This window comes from Georgenia sp., from assembly GCF_054605595.1.
The window spans coordinates 11,567-29,008 of the sequence record NZ_JBTSDU010000013.1 but is presented as its reverse complement, the minus strand read 5'-3'; the positions used below and the strand labels follow the sequence as shown (position 1 = coordinate 29,008).

Annotated in this window: 14 protein-coding genes; 10 read left to right on the top strand and 4 right to left on the bottom strand. The window is 67.7% G+C overall.

What is annotated here, in order from left to right; translation table 11 throughout:
- Window positions 1-11 precede the first annotated feature (11 nt).
- Together ACYC1Z_RS03265 and ACYC1Z_RS03260 are read right to left on the bottom strand one after the other, a co-directional pair.
- Window positions 12-1,172 carry an MATE family efflux transporter gene (locus ACYC1Z_RS03265; protein WP_461408106.1) on the bottom strand — a complete coding sequence of 387 codons (1,161 nt, stop codon included), beginning with the start codon at window positions 1,170-1,172 and terminating at the stop codon, window positions 12-14.
- Complete coding sequence (locus tag ACYC1Z_RS03260; protein WP_461408105.1) at window positions 1,169-2,374, bottom strand: hypothetical protein; 1,206 nt, start codon at window positions 2,372-2,374, stop codon at window positions 1,169-1,171. The genes ACYC1Z_RS03265 and ACYC1Z_RS03260 overlap by 4 nt, the downstream gene beginning before the upstream one ends.
- A 352-nt stretch (window positions 2,375-2,726) precedes the next feature.
- Here ACYC1Z_RS03260 and ACYC1Z_RS03255 point away from each other — a divergent pair, with 352 nt between their 5' ends.
- The gene (locus ACYC1Z_RS03255; RefSeq protein ID WP_461408104.1) at window positions 2,727-3,983 is read left to right on the top strand and encodes a hypothetical protein; all 1,257 of its coding nucleotides are present in this window, start codon (window positions 2,727-2,729) and stop codon (window positions 3,981-3,983) included.
- Window positions 3,984-4,091: 108 nt separating this feature from the next.
- On the opposite strand, the gene tviB is transcribed toward ACYC1Z_RS03255, so the two are convergent.
- Both tviB and ACYC1Z_RS03245 read right to left on the bottom strand, forming a co-directional pair.
- A complete protein-coding gene (tviB, locus tag ACYC1Z_RS03250; protein ID WP_461408103.1) occupies window positions 4,092-5,366 on the bottom strand; it encodes a Vi polysaccharide biosynthesis UDP-N-acetylglucosamine C-6 dehydrogenase TviB in 1,275 nt (424 codons plus the stop codon).
- A 109-nt stretch (window positions 5,367-5,475) separates the two neighbouring features.
- Window positions 5,476-6,618 (bottom strand): O-antigen ligase family protein, encoded by a 1,143-nt coding sequence (locus ACYC1Z_RS03245; RefSeq protein WP_461408102.1) that lies wholly within the window; start codon window positions 6,616-6,618, stop codon window positions 5,476-5,478.
- A 328-nt stretch (window positions 6,619-6,946) separates the two neighbouring features.
- Here ACYC1Z_RS03245 and ACYC1Z_RS03240 point away from each other — a divergent pair, with 328 nt between their 5' ends.
- The 9 genes from ACYC1Z_RS03240 to ACYC1Z_RS03200 all read left to right on the top strand — a co-directional run bounded on the left by ACYC1Z_RS03240 (window position 6,947) and on the right by ACYC1Z_RS03200 (window position 17,439).
- The gene (locus tag ACYC1Z_RS03240; protein WP_461408101.1) at window positions 6,947-7,921 is read left to right on the top strand and encodes a glycosyltransferase; all 975 of its coding nucleotides are present in this window, start codon (window positions 6,947-6,949) and stop codon (window positions 7,919-7,921) included.
- Entirely contained in the window at window positions 7,914-8,744 is an 831-nt protein-coding gene (locus ACYC1Z_RS03235; protein ID WP_461408100.1) for a glycosyltransferase, read from the top strand. The genes ACYC1Z_RS03240 and ACYC1Z_RS03235 overlap by 8 nt, the downstream gene beginning before the upstream one ends.
- Before the next feature lie 126 nt (window positions 8,745-8,870).
- A complete protein-coding gene (gene glf, locus ACYC1Z_RS03230; RefSeq protein WP_461408099.1) occupies window positions 8,871-10,055 on the top strand; it encodes a UDP-galactopyranose mutase in 1,185 nt (394 codons plus the stop codon).
- Window positions 10,052-10,915: an ABC transporter permease gene (locus tag ACYC1Z_RS03225; protein ID WP_461408098.1), complete on the top strand. Its 864-nt coding sequence runs from the start codon at window positions 10,052-10,054 to the stop codon at window positions 10,913-10,915. The genes glf and ACYC1Z_RS03225 overlap by 4 nt, the downstream gene beginning before the upstream one ends.
- Complete coding sequence (locus ACYC1Z_RS03220; RefSeq protein WP_461408097.1) at window positions 10,915-11,658, top strand: ABC transporter ATP-binding protein; 744 nt, start codon at window positions 10,915-10,917, stop codon at window positions 11,656-11,658. Before ACYC1Z_RS03225 ends, ACYC1Z_RS03220 begins: the two co-directional genes overlap by 1 nt.
- The gene (locus tag ACYC1Z_RS03215; RefSeq protein ID WP_461408096.1) at window positions 11,655-13,352 is read left to right on the top strand and encodes a glycosyltransferase; all 1,698 of its coding nucleotides are present in this window, start codon (window positions 11,655-11,657) and stop codon (window positions 13,350-13,352) included. The genes ACYC1Z_RS03220 and ACYC1Z_RS03215 overlap by 4 nt, the downstream gene beginning before the upstream one ends.
- Window positions 13,352-14,251, top strand: coding sequence for a glycosyltransferase family 2 protein (locus ACYC1Z_RS03210; protein ID WP_461408095.1), 900 nt, complete (start codon window positions 13,352-13,354; stop codon window positions 14,249-14,251). Before ACYC1Z_RS03215 ends, ACYC1Z_RS03210 begins: the two co-directional genes overlap by 1 nt.
- Complete coding sequence (locus ACYC1Z_RS03205; protein ID WP_461408094.1) at window positions 14,248-15,471, top strand: acyltransferase family protein; 1,224 nt, start codon at window positions 14,248-14,250, stop codon at window positions 15,469-15,471. The genes ACYC1Z_RS03210 and ACYC1Z_RS03205 overlap by 4 nt, the downstream gene beginning before the upstream one ends.
- A gap of 9 nt (window positions 15,472-15,480) precedes the next feature.
- Window positions 15,481-17,439 carry a DUF6541 family protein gene (locus ACYC1Z_RS03200; protein ID WP_461408093.1) on the top strand — a complete coding sequence of 653 codons (1,959 nt, stop codon included), beginning with the start codon at window positions 15,481-15,483 and terminating at the stop codon, window positions 17,437-17,439.
- Window positions 17,440-17,442 lie beyond the last annotated feature (3 nt).

Sequence of the window (17,442 nt, the reverse complement as noted above, 5' to 3'; positions counted from 1 at the left end):
CATTTCTCTGATCACGAACGCGCGGGCCGGAGCGCCTGAAATGCCCAGACCATAGCCGCGGCAACGGTGGCGAGGCTGTAACCCCAGATCGCCCCTCCAATTCCCCACCATGTGGCACCCGCAAGCGGCATTGCGATAGCGAGCACGGATTGGAAGAGGCGGGCGAACAGCGTACGGCCGACAGGTGCAGAGATTCGCATAGAGATCGCATAGAACTGGCCGAGGAAATTTGCACCAATGAACATTGCTGTAGGTACCGCGTACCGGGGGAGTTCCATGAGCACGCCAAGGTCAGCGTCAAGGTAGGGTAGAGTTAGGAGTAATGCCAACGCACAAAGGGCTGAGCTCAGTGATATCCCAAGAGCTGCAAGGACGTATCGCCGACCGCGCAGTTGCTCGGGCGTGATACGTGCGAGCAATGGCCTGATCGTAGTCAGCAATAGCCGAATTGGCGCAGAGGCACTTGAGACTGCACGGTAGACGCCTATCCCGGGGAGACCGAGAAGAGGGACGAGCGCATAGGGGGTTCCGATAGCGCTGACATCCATGATGGCGGAATCCCTTAGCAGTGGAATGATCGCGCCTCGGTGTGTTGATGCCCACGTCTTCATGTGGCGAACACTGGGTGCCGACGGGACCGAGCCGGCAGCCAGTGAGACAAGGGTCGCCAGCGACCACATAAGGAAGACGGTGGTCGACGTGGCATCACTTGCCACGAGCAGGACCGTCCCTATGAGGAGGACGGGTAGGCCCACCAAGTCCGCGCGGAGCGACACTGCCAGGCGATCCTCCTGCACCTCGTGGTAGCGAGCGCCGAACCGAAAGACGGCGCCGAAGACTGCGATGGCTGCGAATACGGCGCCCGTGATGGGAATGCGGGCTAGGAGGGCGACGATGCCAGCGGCTACACCAGCGGCGGCGGAGAGTGTCGCCAGGACAGACGAGTAGGACGCCCAGTCCGCTTTGACCCCACCGATCACGCGCGACCGGCTCCACGTATCCAAAACGATCGAAAGAGAGAGCGATGTCCCCAGAGAGTAGACGAGGTACACGAGGGAGAAGATCCCGTACTCCCTGGCGTCGAGTGCAAGCAGGCCAGCGACCTGTGGGAGGAGGAGCGCGGTGCCATTGACTGATGCCGCGAGGGCATGAGTTCGGGGATTTGAACTCATGGGTAGTCCGTGGATGTCGGTTGCGTCGAGGCCTTACCGACCAGGTCAGTGGGGCGCCGAGCAAGGTGTACGGCGTGTGCGGCGGCGGGAATGATCAGTACCGCAGCCTGGACACGAAGGCGCTGCATAGTGCCGTAGTTTCCGCTCGTGACCGTGAGGACAACGAGGAGGGCGCAGACGATGGTCGCCGGCACGATCCAACGCCTCCTGTCATTGCTCCGCCAGACGCCTACGATTCCGGCCACCAGGAGCGCGATCCAGAAGATCGCATCCGCGGTTAATACCAGGCCCACTCTCTGCCACTCCCACGGGTACGGCCCCACGAGGACCCTCGGCAGGGTGTCGAGGAGGCTGATGATTGCGGAAACCGGGTCATGGATCTCGAGCGTCTCGAAGGCGGTTTGTCCAGCCGATCTGCTGAGTGCTGCGCGAAGTTCTCCCAGCTCCTGAGGCGTGTAGCCGCCAGCCAGCGAACTCAGACGGCCTGCGAGTTCTCCGCCAAACAGAATGGCTACGAGGCCCAGCGCGAGGAGCGTTGCCACCAGGGCGCGCGCTCCACGCGCGATGATGAAGATGGCAAATACGGTTCCCGCAAGAATGACTGCCAGCGATCCGCGAACCCAAAACAGCGCCAATAGGGTTCCTAGGCTCAACAACCAATTGATACTCTGTCGACCCACGTCCCTTACGATACCAATAAGCCCGTAGGCGAACGTTGTGAGCAGTAGCCACACAGCTGCCTCGCGCAGCAGGAGGCTGCCCCACAACATAAACGCTGGGAACAAGGCGGCGAGCCATGCCGCTAGGGTGGACGGTGCGCTCAGTCGTCGGGCGAGTCCGCCGACCGCCACAACAACCAGGGCGGAAAGTAGCGCATTAAGGATGATGCCGGCCTCTGGGGTGTGCCCGATGAGCCGATACACTCCCGCCACGACCAACGGAAACCCTTCCTTCCCGGCAGTGATCCCACGGTCGGTACCGTCGAATTCGATGTCGAACGCTAGTTCAACTGCGACAGCGTCATAATGGACGGCATCTGGCGAGTAGAGCCCGATGGTCACGTAAACGCCGATACCAATGATCGAATGCATGACATATGAGACCAGGGCTGGTATAAGATTGCCAGAGTTCCGCACGGCAAGAAACAACAATGAGAGCCCGATGAGGAAGAGTGCGGCAACGGCGGACCAGTCAGCCGTCATGTGGACACCGCAGAAGGTGTGAGCAGAATGAACATGCTTCCTTCGGATCTGGAGATGGCCGTCGCGTTAGAGTACCGCGTGCGGCGGCGGCGGGGCGCACGCGGTCGTCGCCGCGAAGGCTCGTGCGGGACGCACGTCCCGTGTGGGTGGCCGCCGAGGCTGGGGATCCACACAGTCGCTGGACCACGAGTGCTCGAAGCGTCGGCATGAACGCGAACGTTCGCGGTGCGCCAGTCGTGGGCTCACCGTCGCGGCGGCGCGCCAGGGCGCCGGTCCGGCACCGCCAAACACTTACCCTCACTATGGGACCGCTAGAGTGGGTGCGCGGCGTGGGGACAATCAGGGAGCACAAGTGACATTTCGGGAGTATGTATCGGTAGTTATCGCTCGTTGGCAGCTCATACTCGCCACCGTCGTTGTCGTTGTTGTGGCCGTGGTCATGCTGGGTGGTCAAGCTCAGCCGGTGTATCAGGCCCGCGCGGAGATGTTCTTCACGATTCCAAGTTTGGGTCAGGGGTCGGATGGCAGCACGGGCCTAGCTGAGCAGATCAGCGTCCACGTCAAAGCGTATGCGCAACTTGCGAACTCGGAGATCGTGACTGCCCCGGTCTACCAGCGGGTAGGGGTTGCGGATGACTCGAACGACGGGATTTCCCTGCACGTGGGGCCAGTAGGCAACATCCCGGTTCTGGATGTCGCGGCGAGCTCCCCCAGCGGGCAACTCGCGCGCGAGCTCGTCACAGAGACGACGCGCGAGATCGTTTCGCAGGTCGGCATCCTGGCCGACGCAGGCGATGGCCACCTGCAATTCAGCACGGCCACGGAGGCCGACCTTGTCGAGGGACCACCGGTTAAGACACCCACCCGCAACGTTGCGCTGGGTCTCATTGCGGGCGCAGTGCTCGGGTATGGTTTCGCGCTTCTCCTCCACCTCCGAGACCGCGGCTCTCGGGTGGGGGTGCGGGAACTGCGGGCGATTTCGGGAGTTCGCCTTTATGAGTCCGCGGCCACCGCGACGGTGCCGGAGGATGGGTCGGTCACTGCAACCCACCGAAACGACGAGCTAGCGGCGATACTCACGGCTCGGCAACGCGACGAGGGTCTCCGTTCGTTCTCATTCGTGCCGGCCTCGGACAACGACGTCGAGTTCGTCGTATTGGGTATCTCGCAGGCGCTCGTTCGGTCGATGTATTCCGTGGCGCTGGTGAGCGCGGTTGGGCAGTCTGGGTTGACCGCCACCGGCCCAGACTCCACGATGGCGACGGACCTTCGTGATCTCTTAGGTGCTGACGCGGCGCTGGAGGTTTCTCACACGGCGAGATCAGGGCTTGTCGTGATCCGCACAGCGCAGGACGATGCGCAGGACGATGCAACGTTCGCGTCGCCCCGCATGGCGACACTTGTAACTCGGCTCTCCGGGGAGTTCGACTTCGTTCTGCTCGCATCGGGTCCGCTTTCGCGACGCACGGCGGGCACAGCTCTAGCCCTGTTTGCGGATGAGACGATCGTGGTCGTCGCTCAGAATGCAACGTCGACACGTCAGGTGGAGCATGCTCGCGATGTTCTTGGGCAGACGGCGCGCGGGACGATTGGCGTTGTGCCGGTATAGGCGTGGCGTAGCGATGAAGGAGCCGGCCTCGATCGTGGGCGTATTCGCATGAGGGCGTCTTCTTCGCTCAAGGGATATCTCATCGAGTCCAGGAAGACTGCCTTCTCGCTAGAGTCGCAGGTCTGTGGCTTCCTTGGGCAGCGCATATTTGAGGTCGTAAAGGACATGGTTCGTCTTGCCGTAGCCCCGAATCTCATCGATGTCCGCTGCTGCGTACTGGTCGTGCGCCACCGCGAGGATGATGGCGTCGTAGGCATCTGACGGAATCTCCTGAAGGAGCGAGATACCGTAGGCAGCCAGCGCCTCGGCGTGATCTGCGAGTGGGTCGTGAACGTTCACTGCGACACCGAAGTCCTCAAGTTCACGGACGATGTCAACGACCCGCGAGTTGCGCAGGTCAGGCGTGTTCTCCTTGAAGGTAAGTCCCAGTATGAGTACACGGGCGCCCTGGACTTGGATGGACTTGCGCATCATGGCCTTGACGAGTTGCGAGGCCACGTAGGCGCCCATGGAGTCGTTCAGGCGACGGCCGGCAAGAATGATCTCCGGGTGGTAACCCACGGCCTGTGCCTTGTACGTGAGGTAGTAGGGGTCGACACTGATGCAGTGCCCGCCGACGAGACCGGGCCGGAAGGGGAGGAAGTTCCACTTCGACCCGGCCGCCAGGAGGACCTCCTCGGTGTCGATCTCGAGAACGTTGAAGAGCACGGCCAGTTCGTTCATGAGCGCGATGTTGACATCGCGCTGGGTGTTCTCGATGACTTTCGCCGCCTCGGCGACGCGGATCGATGGCGCGCGGTGGGTCCCGACCGTCACGATCTGGCGGTAGAGCGCGTCAACGAAGTCCGCCACCGCTGGCGTGGAGCCGGAGGTGACCTTCTTGATCGTGGAGACCCGATGGAGCTTGTCGCCCGGGTTGATGCGCTCGGGGCTGTACCCGACGAAGAAGTCCTCGTTGAACGTGAGCCCCGAGATTCGCTCAAGGAGGGGGACGCACTCCTCCTCGGTTGCTCCCGGGTAGACCGTGGACTCGTAGATGACCACGTTCCCGGGCCGGAGCGTCCTCGCGAGAGTCTCCGTCGCGGACAGCACGGGGCTGAGATCGGGCTGGTTGTGGCCGTCGACGGGCGTCGGGGTGGTCACGATGTACACGTCGGCCAATGTGAGTTCGGCGGGGTCGGCGGTGAACCGTAGGTGCACGGCCCCAGCGAGCTCGATGTCGCTGACCTCCAAGGTTCGATCGGTACCCCCACCCAGCTCTCGGATCCTGGACTCGTTGATGTCGTAGCCGAGTACCTCGCGGTACTTCCCGAACTCCACGGCGAGCGGCAGACCGACATAGCCGAGACCGATTATCGCGATGTGTGCCTCGTCGAGGTTCACGTCTGAAGGGTTCCTTTCGTTCTCCCGGGTTCGGGGTGTCATCTCGAACACGGCCTGGCAGCGCCAGTGTCATTGATCCGATAGATACCGGGACGCGACACGCCCGATCCTATCTCCCAGCCTCCCTCCGAAGTCTCGTCGCCAGGGCTGCCACGGCCGCTAGATGGAACCAGCCGAGTGGCGTGCTGGCCATGGGCTCGGTCAGCCCGGCGACTAAGAGGACGAGCACGGTGAGTACGATCCAGAGACGAGCGGAGGGCTGCCCCCCGCGCGCCGCGAGTGCCCGCCCCACCGCGGCTACGAGCACGGCGAGCAGTAGTGCCGTGCCCACGATCCCGACCTGCGGCAGCACATCGAGAACGAGATTGTGGCCGTGCGACAGGTATGAGCCAGCGGCGGCGTCGATGTTGTTCTTGACCTCACGACCGGAGGCCGGCAGCCATGAGTAAGTCCAGACACCGCCCCACCCGTAGCCGCCCCAGGGTGATTCGCTGGTCACGTCCAGGATGCCGCGCCACAGAGGGACGCGGCCGGAGAGCGTTCCGTCCTTGCCTAGCACCCCGATGATGCGCTCCGCGTTGAGCAGGACGGCTCCGGTAGCCGTGATGAGGGCGAGTCCGAGCAAGGGGAGCGAGCTCCGCCCGAGGCGAGTCACGAGGTGCCAGCCTCCCCACGCTGTCAGGAGCACGACTGCGGACACCGCGCCAGTGCCCGAGCGGGACAGCACAAGGGTGCCGAGCACGAGTACGAACGGGACGAGCCGCCGTACCGCAGCGAGGCGCCCTGGTGGGCGGTAGCTCAGGACGGCACCTAGCCCGAGCAGCAGGGTGTAGGAGAGGATGTTCCTGTTCCCCACGACCCCGTGCACCGGCGTGACCCAGAGTGGGCCGGGACCCACCGCGCGCACATCCAGCATGATCGCCGCGTACGCAGCGATCGACACCGCAACGGCCCCCCACACGGCACCCTGAAGGAGCACATCCACTTCGCAGTTCGCGACGATCAGGCACGCGACGAGGGCGATGAGGGCGTAGAACACCACGGCACGGACGGAGTCCGCCCGGTTGATCGACCAGAGCACCGAGAGAGCGAAGAAGGCGAGCAGGGCGGCGAGGCCGACGGGCACGACAGAACGCCGCAAGTCACGAAAGTTGACTACGGCAACGGTGACGGCGACGCCGAGCACGACGGCGAGGGACGTCGTCATCTGAGGGATGAGCACCCTGGGGTGGGAAAGGAAGAAGAACGCCACCGCGGTCAGAATCGACCACCCGATCGACCGTCCGTCCTCCAGCGTGGCTCGGGCGTGCCGCCGATCCCGTAATGACCGCCTATCACGCAGGTGTTGCACCGGCTGCTCCTCGGCGGACAAGCATGGCGAAACGCACGTCGACCCCTTCATGGGCGTCGCGCGTGGATGACGTTGTTCACCCTAGAGCAGGCGACAGCACGTAGCGGTTCCGGTTGCCGAGGCGGTGCCCGGGCATCCGCCGTGCACGGCGGATGCCGCGGTGTCGGGCAGATTCGGACGTCTAGGCTTGCGGCGGAGCCCGCAAGCCATGGACCAACAGGAGAATCGTGTGAAGCACCCAGCGCAGGACGACGAGCTCGAGGTGGTCGTCGTCGTCGTCGCGTACAACCGGCGCGAGCTGCTGGTCCAGACCCTCGGCGCACTCGTTCAGCAAACGCGCCCATGCGAGCGCATCGTGGTGGTGGACAACGCCTCGACGGACGGCTCGGGCGAGGTAGCCACAGCCCACGCGTCCGCGCCCGACGTGGTCACGCTGGCGAAGAACACCGGCGGCGCGGGTGGCTTCGCCGCGGGCATCGCCCACGCCCTGCAGACCCACGGGGCGGACCTGGTCTGGATCATGGACGACGACACCGTCCCCACGCCGACGGCGCTGGCCGAGCTGCTCGAAGCGCGCGCGGGGTACGCGGGCGAGCCCGCCGTGCTGGCATCGCGGGTGGTGTGGACGGACGGCCGGGACCACCCCATGAACACCCCTCGCCCGCGGCCGGGGGCGAGCGCGGCGCAGCGCGACCGTGCGCGCGCCGTCGGCGGGGCTCAGGTGCGGTCGGCCTCCTTCGTCTCCTTGCTGGTCGACGCCCGCGACGTCCGCGCCTCCGGGCTCCCGGAGGCCGCGTACTTCATCTGGAACGACGACTTCGAGTACACGGCCCGGCTCCTCCGGCACCGGGTCGGCCTCTACGTGCCTGCCTCGGTGGTCCGCCACCTCACGAAGACGTTCGGGGCCACGGATGCCGACCCGGGCGAGCGGTTCTACTTCGAGGTACGCAACAAGGTGTGGCTCTTCACCCGGTCCCGCGCGCTCGGTCCCGGCGCGTCGTTGCTCTACGGCGGGTCGAGCCTGCTGCGGTGGGCCCGGACCATCGCCCGGTCCCGCCGGCGCGGAGTGCTCCTCCGCGCGGGCGGGCGCGGCTTCCGGGACGGCCTGACCACCCGGCCGGCGACCACGACCGCCGTGCTCGCAGGCCTCGGGCCCGTGAGCGAGGAGGTCCACCAGGTCGAGCAGGGGGCCGGTCGTGCCTGAGCGGTTCAGCGTGCTGCTGCCGGTGTACCGGGGCGACTCCGCCACCTTCTTCCACCGGGCGGTCCGATCGGCGACCGTGGAGCAGGAGCGCCGACCGGACGAGCTGGTCATCGTCCGGGACGGCCCGGTCGGGCCCGAGCTGGCGGAGGTGCTGGGTGCGCTCCGGGAGGGCACGGCGTCGCCCGCGGGGGACGTGCCCGTCAGGCTCGTCGAGCTCGAGGAGAATCGGGGCCTCGCCGCCGCACTCGAGCGCGGGCTCGGCGCCTGCTCCTACGAGATCATCGCCCGCGCCGACGCCGACGACATCTCGCTGCCACCGCGGTTCGCCGTGCAGATCCCGCTGGTGGAGGCAGGTCTGGACCTGCTCGGTTCGGCGATCACGGAGTTCGTGGACGACGAGCGAGAGCTGGGCATGTCGCGCGTGCTGCCCACCAGCGCCCCCGAGATCGCCGCGACCGCCCGGTTCCGCGACCCGTTCAACCACCCCTCGGTGGTCTACCGCCGCAGTGCGGTGGAACGCGCCGGTGGGTACCGCCACGTCGACCTGCTCGAGGACTACTGGCTCTTCGCCCGCATGATCGCGACCGGCGCCCGGGTCGGCAACGTGCCCGACACGCTCGTGCTCTACCGCATCGGGGCCGGCGCCTACCGGCGGCGCGGCGGGCTGCGGCTGCTCCGCGCGGAGCTGGAGCTGCAGTGGCGGTTCCGCACCTCCGGTTTCACCTCCACCGCACAGTTCCTGCGCAACGTGCTCGTCCGCGGGGTCTACCGGCTCGTTCCTGAGCCAGTACGAAAGATCGCCTACCGCCAGATGGTGTCCTGACCGGTCGGGCTCGATCGGCTGGATCGCTCCGTGGAATCCCTCACTTACCCAGGCGCGGTGCGGGTGCAGGACCGGCGGCGGGCTAACCTTGCGTGGACCGTTTTGCATGGACGAGGAGACACCTGCGTGAATTCCGACCTGATCGTGGTGGGGTCCGGCTTCTACGGCCTGACCGTGGCCGAGCGGCTCGCCGATGACGGCCTGAAGGTGCTCGTCATCGACCGTCGCGCGCACATCGGCGGGAACGCTTACTCGGAGCGCGAAGCGACCACCGGCATCGAGGTGCACCGTTACGGGGCACACCTGTTCCACACCTCCAACGAGCGGGTGTGGGAGTACGTCAACCGGTTCACCTCGTTCACCGACTACCAGCACCGCGTGTACACCACCGTGGGTGGTGAGGTGTACCCCATGCCGATCAACCTCGGCACGATCAACCAGTTCTTCCGCTCCGCCCACGGCCCGGAGGAGGCCCGCGCGCTCATCCTCGAGCAGGCCGGCGAGCTCGCCGGTGCGGACCCGCAGAACCTCAACGACAAGGGCATCCAGCTCATCGGCCGCCCGCTGTACGAGGCCTTCATCAAGGGTTACACCGCCAAGCAGTGGCAGACCGACCCCAAGGACCTGCCCGCCGGGATCATCTCCCGCCTACCCGTGCGGTACACGTACAACAACCGCTACTTCAACGACACCCACGAGGGCCTGCCGGTCGACGGCTACACCGCCTGGCTCGAGCGCATGGCCGACCACCCCAACATCGAGGTCCGGCTGAACACCGATTTCTTCGACACCACTCAGCCGATCCACAAGGCCGCCGTCGTGGGGCAGGTGCCGGTCGTCTACACCGGCCCGGTGGACCGCTACTTCGACTTCACCGAGGGGGCGCTGGGCTGGCGCACCCTCGACTTCGAGGAGGAGGTGCTCGACGTCGGCGACTTCCAGGGCACCCCGGTGATGAACTACGGCGACGAGGACGTCCCCCACACGCGCATCCACGAGTTCCGGCACTTCCACCCCGAGCGGGACTACCCCACGGACAAGACCGTCATCATGCGCGAGTACTCGCGCTTCGCCGAGCGGGGCGACGAGCCCTACTACCCCGTCAACACCGCCGATGACCGTGCCCGGCTCCTGAAGTACCGCGACCTGGGCAAGGGCGAGGACGACGTCATCTTCGGCGGGCGCCTCGGCACCTACAAGTACCTCGACATGCACATGGCCATCGGTGCCGCGCTGTCCACCGTGGACAACAAGCTGGCCCCCCACTTCCGTGACCACGCTGCCCTGACCAGCGGCGGGGTCGACGAGTGAGCGGCACCACCCCCGACGCCTTCGTCGAGCCCGGACGCGGCGGAGGCCTCCTCGACGTCTTCCGGCAGCGGTACCTCCTCAAGCTCCTCGTCCGCAAGGACCTCCGGGTGCGCTACCGCGGCTCGATGCTGGGCATGCTCTGGTCCTACGTCAAGCCCGCCGTGCAGTTCATCGTCTACTACTTCGCCGTCGGTGTGTTCCTCCAGATGAACCGCGCGATCGACAATTTCGCGGTCTACCTCTTCGCCGGCATCGTCGTGGTCAACTTCTTCGGCGAAGCCTTCGGGAACGCCACCCGCGCCATCGTGGGCAACAACGCCCTGGTGAAGAAGATCTACCTGCCCCGCGAGCTGTTCACCGTCTCCGCGCTGTGGGTCGCCGCCGTGCACTTCTTCCCCCAGCTCGTGGTGCTGGTGGTCGGGGCGCTCGCATACGGCTGGAGCCCCTCTGCGCTCCACTTCGGCGCCGTCCTGCTCGGGTTCGTGATCCTCGTGGTCTTCTCCCTCGGCCTCGGGCTCGTCTTCGGCGCCATCAACGTCATGTTCCGCGACGCCGAGAACCTCGTCGACCTCATCCTCATGGTCGCCACCTGGGCCTCCCCGGTGCTCTACCTGTGGACTGCGGTGCGCGGCGTCGTCGGGGAAGGCTGGATCTGGACCGTGTACATGCTGAACCCGCTCACCCCGGTGGTCGAGCTCTTCCACTACGCGTTCTGGGCCCCGACCGACGGTGCCACGTACGTGGCGGTGCCGGATCTGGCGCAGTGGGTCGCACTGGCCGGACTGACCTCGGTGGTCACCCTCGTCATCGGCGAGTGGGTGTTCCGCCGTCTGGACGGGCGCTTCGCCCAGGAGCTGTGATGACCACCCCGACCGAGCCGCGCATCGTCGTCAAGGACGTCGTCAAGCACTTCACCCTGCGCCACACCCACACCGCCAAGGACTGGGTGGTGTGGAACCTCAAGGGTCGGCCCACCGCCCGGGTCGACCGGTTCGTCGCACTGGAGGACATCAGCTTCTCCGTGGCCGACGGCGAGGCCGTCGCCCTGCTGGGACTGAACGGCTCGGGCAAGAGCACTCTCCTGAAGCTGATCTCCGGCGTCATGCGCGCCGACGACGGCGCCGTGCGCGTGCGCGGGAAGATCGCCGGGCTCATCGAGGTCGGCGCCGGCTTCCACCCGGACCTGACCGGCCGGGAGAACGTCTACCTCAACGGCGCCATCCTGGGCATGAGCGAGCAGGAGATCGAGGGCAAGTTCGCCGAGATCGTCGCGTTCTCCGAGATCGAGGAGTTCATCGACACCGAGGTCAAGTTCTACTCCTCCGGAATGTTCCTGCGGCTGGCGTTCGCCGTCGCGGTCCATACTGACCCGGACGTGTTCCTCGTCGACGAGATCCTGGCCGTGGGGGACGAACCGTTCCAGCGCAAGTGCCTGACCAAGATCCGTGAGCTGCGCGACGCCGGGAAGTCCCTGGTGATCGTCAGCCACGACCTGGACATGGTGGCGAAGCTGTGCGACCGCGGCATCCTGCTGGAGAAGGGGCACGCCGTGGTCGACGGACCGATCGGCGAGGCGATCGCCCGCATGAGGAGGGAACGATGAGCGAGCACCAGGACGTCGAGGAGCTGCTCGACGGCCTCCGCGCGGCGTACCCGGACCGCGACACGACCTTCTCGCTCACCCCGGACGGTGTCGAGGCCGTGCGGACCGTCGGGATCGAGTGGGTGCTCGCGGCCGTCCGGGCCCTCGAGCTCGCCCATCCCGGTCACCCGCTGGAGCTGTTCCTCCGAACCGAGCGGGCGGAGCCGATGCCTGGCGGGGCGACCACCGACTTCGCCGCAGCGGGGCCGTCCTTCGCCGGGCAGGGCGGGATCGGGCGGCTCTCGCTCGGCGCGCCGGCCGGGGCCGAGCCCGCCGATCCCGTGGGCCGTGTGCTGCGGGTGCCCCACCCCGACCTCGCAGGTGCCGACGGCGAACTCGCCTTCTTCGCCCCCACCGACCCCGTGCGCCGGCTGGCCGGGAAGGTCTACGCGACCCTGTACCGGCGGACCCCGCTGGCCCTGGACATGTGGCGCCAGGGCCGGAACGACACCGCCCCCGGCGGGCGGTCACCCATGGAGCCCAAGGCACAGCCGCTGGCGACCGCCACCGCGGCGGCGGGCCGGGCCCCTGCCGCCGCACGCCCCGCCGTCTGGGTGGCCATGCACTGGCTCGAGTCCGGCGGCGCCGAGGCCTGGGCGTTCCGCTCGGCCGAGATCGCCCGCGACTCCGGGCTCGACGTGGTCATCACCGTGGACCGCTGCGCCCCGCAGCGCGCCCTCGCGCGGGCACTGGCGATCACCCCGCACGTCTACCTGGCCGCCAATGTGCTCCCCCAGGAGGACTGGGCCCCGTTCCTCGTCGGGGTGTTCCGTGCGCACGACATCCGCCACGTGCACATCCACCACTCCGCGCAGGCATACAACGCGTTGCCGGAGCTGCGCCACCGCACCCGGGGCGTCACGGTGATGGACAGCACGCACATCGTGGAGCACCGCACCGGCGGCTTCGTGCGGCACAGCCTCGAGTTCTCCCATCTGATCGACGTCCACCACGTCATCAGCCCCGAGCTGCGCGACCTGTACCTCATGGACGCCCGGGTATCTCCGGCGAAGGTCGCCTACCACCCGCTGACCGACCTGGCCGGCGGCTCGGGGGCGGACGCCGGCCCCGGTGGCACCGAGGCCGAGAGCGTCGAACCCGCCCGGAGCGGGCCGCTGCGGGTGGGGTTCCTCGGCCGCCTCGCACCGCAGAAGCGCCCCTTCCTCTTCGTCGAGCTCGCCCGGCGGCTGCACAAGGCCGACCCGGGTGCCTACTGGTTCCTCATGCAGGGCTCCGGCGCCCTGGGCAGCTACGTCGACGGGCAGATCGGCCGGGCCGGCCTCGGCAGGGTCATCGAACGGCGCCAGTGGGGCCCGGTCGCCCAGTTCTTCGACGACGTCGACGTGCTCGTGATCTCCTCGGACAACGAGGGCCTCACGCTGACCACGATCGAGGCGGAACAGCACGGCGTGCTGGTGCTCTCCGCCGACGTCGGCAGCCAACGCAGCGTCATCGCGCCCCTCCTGCTCGCCCCACGCGCACCGCGCGCCTTCCTCGCGGGCGCCCAGCGAGCGCTGGAGCACCTCGCCACCGAGCCCCACGCCGTCGCCCGGGTCCGTGCGGACCAGCGCCGGCTGCTGCGCGGCCTGCGCGCCGTCGAGCCCGCCGGCCGGTACCTCACCACCCACTACGCACGGAAGAAGGAGCAGGCCTGATGCGCGTCGGAGCCGTCGTCGTCACGTTCAACCGGATGGCGCTGCTGGAGCAGACGCTCACGGGCCTGGAGGCCCAGGAACGCCCGGTGGACCACATCGTCATCATCAACAACGCCTCCACCGACGGCACCCGGGAGTACCTCGAGGCCCGCGAGTTCGCCGTCGAGACCACCATCAAGCACCTGCCGACCAACACCGGCGGCGCCGGTGGCTTCGCCGAGGGCACCGACGTCGCCTACGGCCTCGGCATGGACGCGGTGTGGCTCATGGACGACGACACCGTGCCCCGCCCCGGCGCGCTCGGCCCGCTGGTCGACTCACTCGAGGACGCCGAGGAGCGGCTGGGGTACCTGCCCTCCTTCGCCTGCTCCCTGGTGCTGTGGGGCCAGGACGGCTCCCTGTGCGAGATGAACACACCCGATCCCACGTGGGACTGGGCCCGCCCACTGAGCATGGGCGCGAGTTACACGCTCATGAAGTCCTGCTCCTTCGTCTCCGCCCTCATCACCCGCGAGGCCATCCACGCCGTGGGCCTGCCGTCCGCCAACTTCTTCATCTGGTACGACGACGCCGAGTACACCCAGCGCCTGTCCAAGCACCGCCCGGGCATCTTCGTGGGCGAGTCCGTGGTGGACCACCTCCTCCCGCAGAACCGGGGCGTGAACTGGGGCGACCTCAACGAGAGCAACATCTGGAAGTTCGAGTACGGCGCCCGCAACCAGATCGCCTCCGCGGTGAAGTTCCGCAGCCCCACCATCGCGGCCTCCCTCGCGGAGAACATGATGAAGCAGTGGCGTGGCTCCGGGGTGCCACACAGTCTCCGGCTGCGGGTGCTGAAGGCGGCGGCCAAGGGCCTCTTCTTCAAGCCCGTCGTCAAGCCTGCGAGGACCATTCGGTGACCAGCAGCACCACGGCGGATGAGGCAAAGGCGGCCCCTTCGTCGGAGTCGCCGCTCGCACCGCCCCCGAACACACCGGTCCACGCGCTCACCGGCGTGCGGATCGTCGCCGCGGTGTGGGTGGTGCTCTTCCACTTCCGGGGAAACCTCTACTCGGAGTTCCCCGGTGTGGAGCGCTGGGTGGGGGCCGTCCTGGACCAGGGCGCGCTCGGCGTCGACATCTTCTACGTGCTCTCGGGGTACGTCCTGGTGCTCAACTACGGCTCGCGGATGGGCCCGAGGCTGAGATCCGCGCTGACCGGCCGGTTCTGGTGGGCACGCCTCTCGCGCGTGTGGCCCGCGTACTTCTTCACCCTCCTTGTCGCGGCGCTGTGGCACGGGTTCCTCCTGGCGACAGAACGTCCCGACCCGGTGGCTCCGCGCGACTTCACGGTGCTGAGTTTCCTGCGTCAGATGTTCCTCGTCGTGCAGTGGACCGAGCCCGACTCCGACCGGCTCACCTGGAACGGTCCCGCATGGACGGTCTCGGCGGAGGCCCTGGCGTACCTTGCCTTCCCGGTGGTCGTGCTGGTGATCTTCCGGATGGCCGCCACCTCCTCCGCCCGCGGCCTTGCGCTGATGGCTCTCGCGGCCGTCGCACCGACGGCGATTCTCATCGCCGCTCTGGGAAGCTCGACGGGTGCTCTCGGCCTGTACGCACCCTTCATGTGGGTCCTGCGGATCGGCGGGGGCTTCCTCGCCGGAACGCTGGCGTGCGCGGCGGTGCAGAAGATCAAGAACTCAGCCCGGGCTCGCGCCCTGGCCAGCCATGTGGCCCTCGCCGCCCTCGCCGTCATGGTTGTGGTCTTCTATGCCGCCGACCGGGCCGGCCTTGCCCACGTCACCCCGGCACTCACCCTGCCGTTCTTCGTGGTGATCATCGGAGCCCTCGGTCTCGCCGACCGGCACATCGCCCGGGTGCTCAGCACACGTCCGTTCGTGGTCGGTGGCATGGCCTCCTACAGCGTGTACCTGGTGCACATGCTGGTCATCGAGCCCGTCTGGTTCCTGCAGGGCAACGTTGCCGCCCTGGCCCCGGGCACGATGGGTTCCAAGATCGTCTTCATCCTCATCCCGTTTCTGGTGCTCGCCGCCGGCTACGCGCTGTGGCGGTGGTTCGAGGAGCCGGCCCGGCAGCGGATGAAGGCCATGGGGACCGTGCGTCCCCCCGTCGACGCGTGAGAGGACGACATGGCTGCTGATGATGTCGCCCGTACGGTTGCCATCGCGATCCTGCTGACCTGGGTGCCCGGTGCGGTGGTGCTGCTCGCCGCGCGGGTGCGCCCGCTGGTGCTCCTGGCGCTCAGCCCGGCGGTGACCCTCTTCCTCACCTACGTCGGCACCGCTCTGGCGGACCTCGTCGGGTGGCGGTGGTCGGTCTGGTGGCTCCTGGTGCCCGCTCTCGCCGCCGCGGCCGTCCTGTACCTCGTGCGACGCCGGTTCCCCGGCCCGGAGTCGATCCCGGTGCGGAGGTGGCCCACCGCCGGCATCGTCTTCGTCGCCGTGCTGGTGCTCGTCGCCGTGCTGGTGGGTGTGCGCGCCTACCTGTCCGCGTCGCAGAACTTCTACGTCATCCCACAGGACTACGACGCGGTGTTCCAGGCGAACGCCATCCGGTACATCGCCGACACGGGCATCGGGACCGCGCAGGGCCTGGCGGGGGTCAACGCGTACGCCTCGTCGGCGCCCACGTACTACCCGGCCGCCTTCCACGCCCTGGCGGCGCTCACGTCCGGGCTGGCTTCCACGGGGGTGATCGCCGCCATGCACGCCCACATCGCCCTCTGGATGGTCTCGCTGCCGCTGGGTGCGGTCGTGCTCGCCCGGGCGGTCGGTGCCGGGCCGTTCGGAGCAGGCGTCGCCGCGCTGGTCTCGACGAGCTTCACGGCGCTGCCCTACGAGCTCATCTGGCGGGGTCTGGTGCCCTTCACCCAGTCCCTCGTCCTGGTGCCCGCGCTGCTGGCGGTTCTCATCGAGGGCGCCCGGCGACGCCGACCGGTGGATGCCGTGGTCCTGGCCGTGGCGGCGATGGGTGCCGTGGCGACGCACACCTCTGCGGCCGCGAGCCTCCTCGTGTACGGCGTGCCGATCGTCGTGGCCCTCCTGCTGTGCGCCGGCAAGGACCGCCTCCGCATGCTCGGCTGGGGTGCCCTGAGCGCCCTGCTCATCGCGATCATGATCGTGCCGACGGCCGTCGGCATCCAGCGGACCCTGAGCGAGGGGCAGCCGCACGACTGGCCGGCGGTGCTGACCATCGGCGAGGGGATCCGCACGGGGCTGCTCTTCGGCACGGGCTTCCGCGAGAACGTCCAGCTCTTGCTGGCGGTCCTGGTCTGGGCGGGCGTCGCGGTCACGCTGCTGCTGCGCCGGTATCGCCTTGCCGGCGCGATCGTGGTCGGCATGGTGGGAAGCATCGGCCTGTACGTGCTTGCCGTCGCGGTGGACTCCGACCTCTCCCTCATGCTCACCAACCTCTGGTGGAACGACCAGTTGCGACTGTCCGCGCTCGTCGCGGTGGCCGCCCCGGTGTTCATCGGGATCCTGGCGGATGCGGTCCTCTCCGGCGCCGGCTGGTTCATGCGGCGCACGGGCTGGACCCCGGGCACGGCCCTGTCGAGGCGTCCTGTGCTCGTTGCTGTCGGGGTCGGCGTCGCGGCCGCCGTCGTCGTCGGCGTGTACTACGTCGGCTCGGATCAGGCGTACTTCGTGCGCAACCGGGACGCCATGCTCTTCCGGTACTCGCTCGGCCCCACCGTGACGGAGAACGAGCGGGCCGGAATGCTCGAGCTCCCGCACTACGTGGACCCCGGAGCACGAGTGATGAACGACTTCCGGGACGGCTCGGCGCTGATGTATGCCGTGAGCGGGGTGCGGCCCGTCTACGGGCACATGGGCCCTGACGGCAACACCCCCGAGCACGCGATCCTGGACGAGCGGTTCGACCACCTCGCAGACGACCCGGAGGTCCAGCGGATCGCCCGGGAGTTCGACATCACCCACGTGTGGCTCTCCGAGGGCTTCCTGCTCCCGGGTGCCGTGCGGTCGCCCGGCCTCGACGACGTCGCGGGACAGCCCGACATCTTCGAGCTGGTCTACTCCAACCCCGGGGTCGAGCTGTACGAGATCAACTGGGACGCCGTGGGGGACTAGCCC

What these genes read in the sequence shown, in the direction of transcription:
- ACYC1Z_RS03265 (WP_461408106.1), bottom strand. Translation starts at nt 1,172, where the DNA reads ATGAGTTCAAATCCCCGAACTCATGCCCTCGCGGCATCAGTCAATGGC.
- ACYC1Z_RS03200 (WP_461408093.1), top strand. Translation starts at nt 15,481, where the DNA reads ATGGCTGCTGATGATGTCGCCCGTACGGTTGCCATCGCGATCCTGCTG.
- ACYC1Z_RS03220 (WP_461408097.1), top strand. Translation starts at nt 10,915, where the DNA reads ATGACCACCCCGACCGAGCCGCGCATCGTCGTCAAGGACGTCGTCAAG.
- ACYC1Z_RS03215 (WP_461408096.1), top strand. Translation starts at nt 11,655, where the DNA reads ATGAGCGAGCACCAGGACGTCGAGGAGCTGCTCGACGGCCTCCGCGCG.
- ACYC1Z_RS03210 (WP_461408095.1), top strand. Translation starts at nt 13,352, where the DNA reads ATGCGCGTCGGAGCCGTCGTCGTCACGTTCAACCGGATGGCGCTGCTG.
- ACYC1Z_RS03260 (WP_461408105.1), bottom strand. Translation starts at nt 2,374, where the DNA reads ATGACGGCTGACTGGTCCGCCGTTGCCGCACTCTTCCTCATCGGGCTC.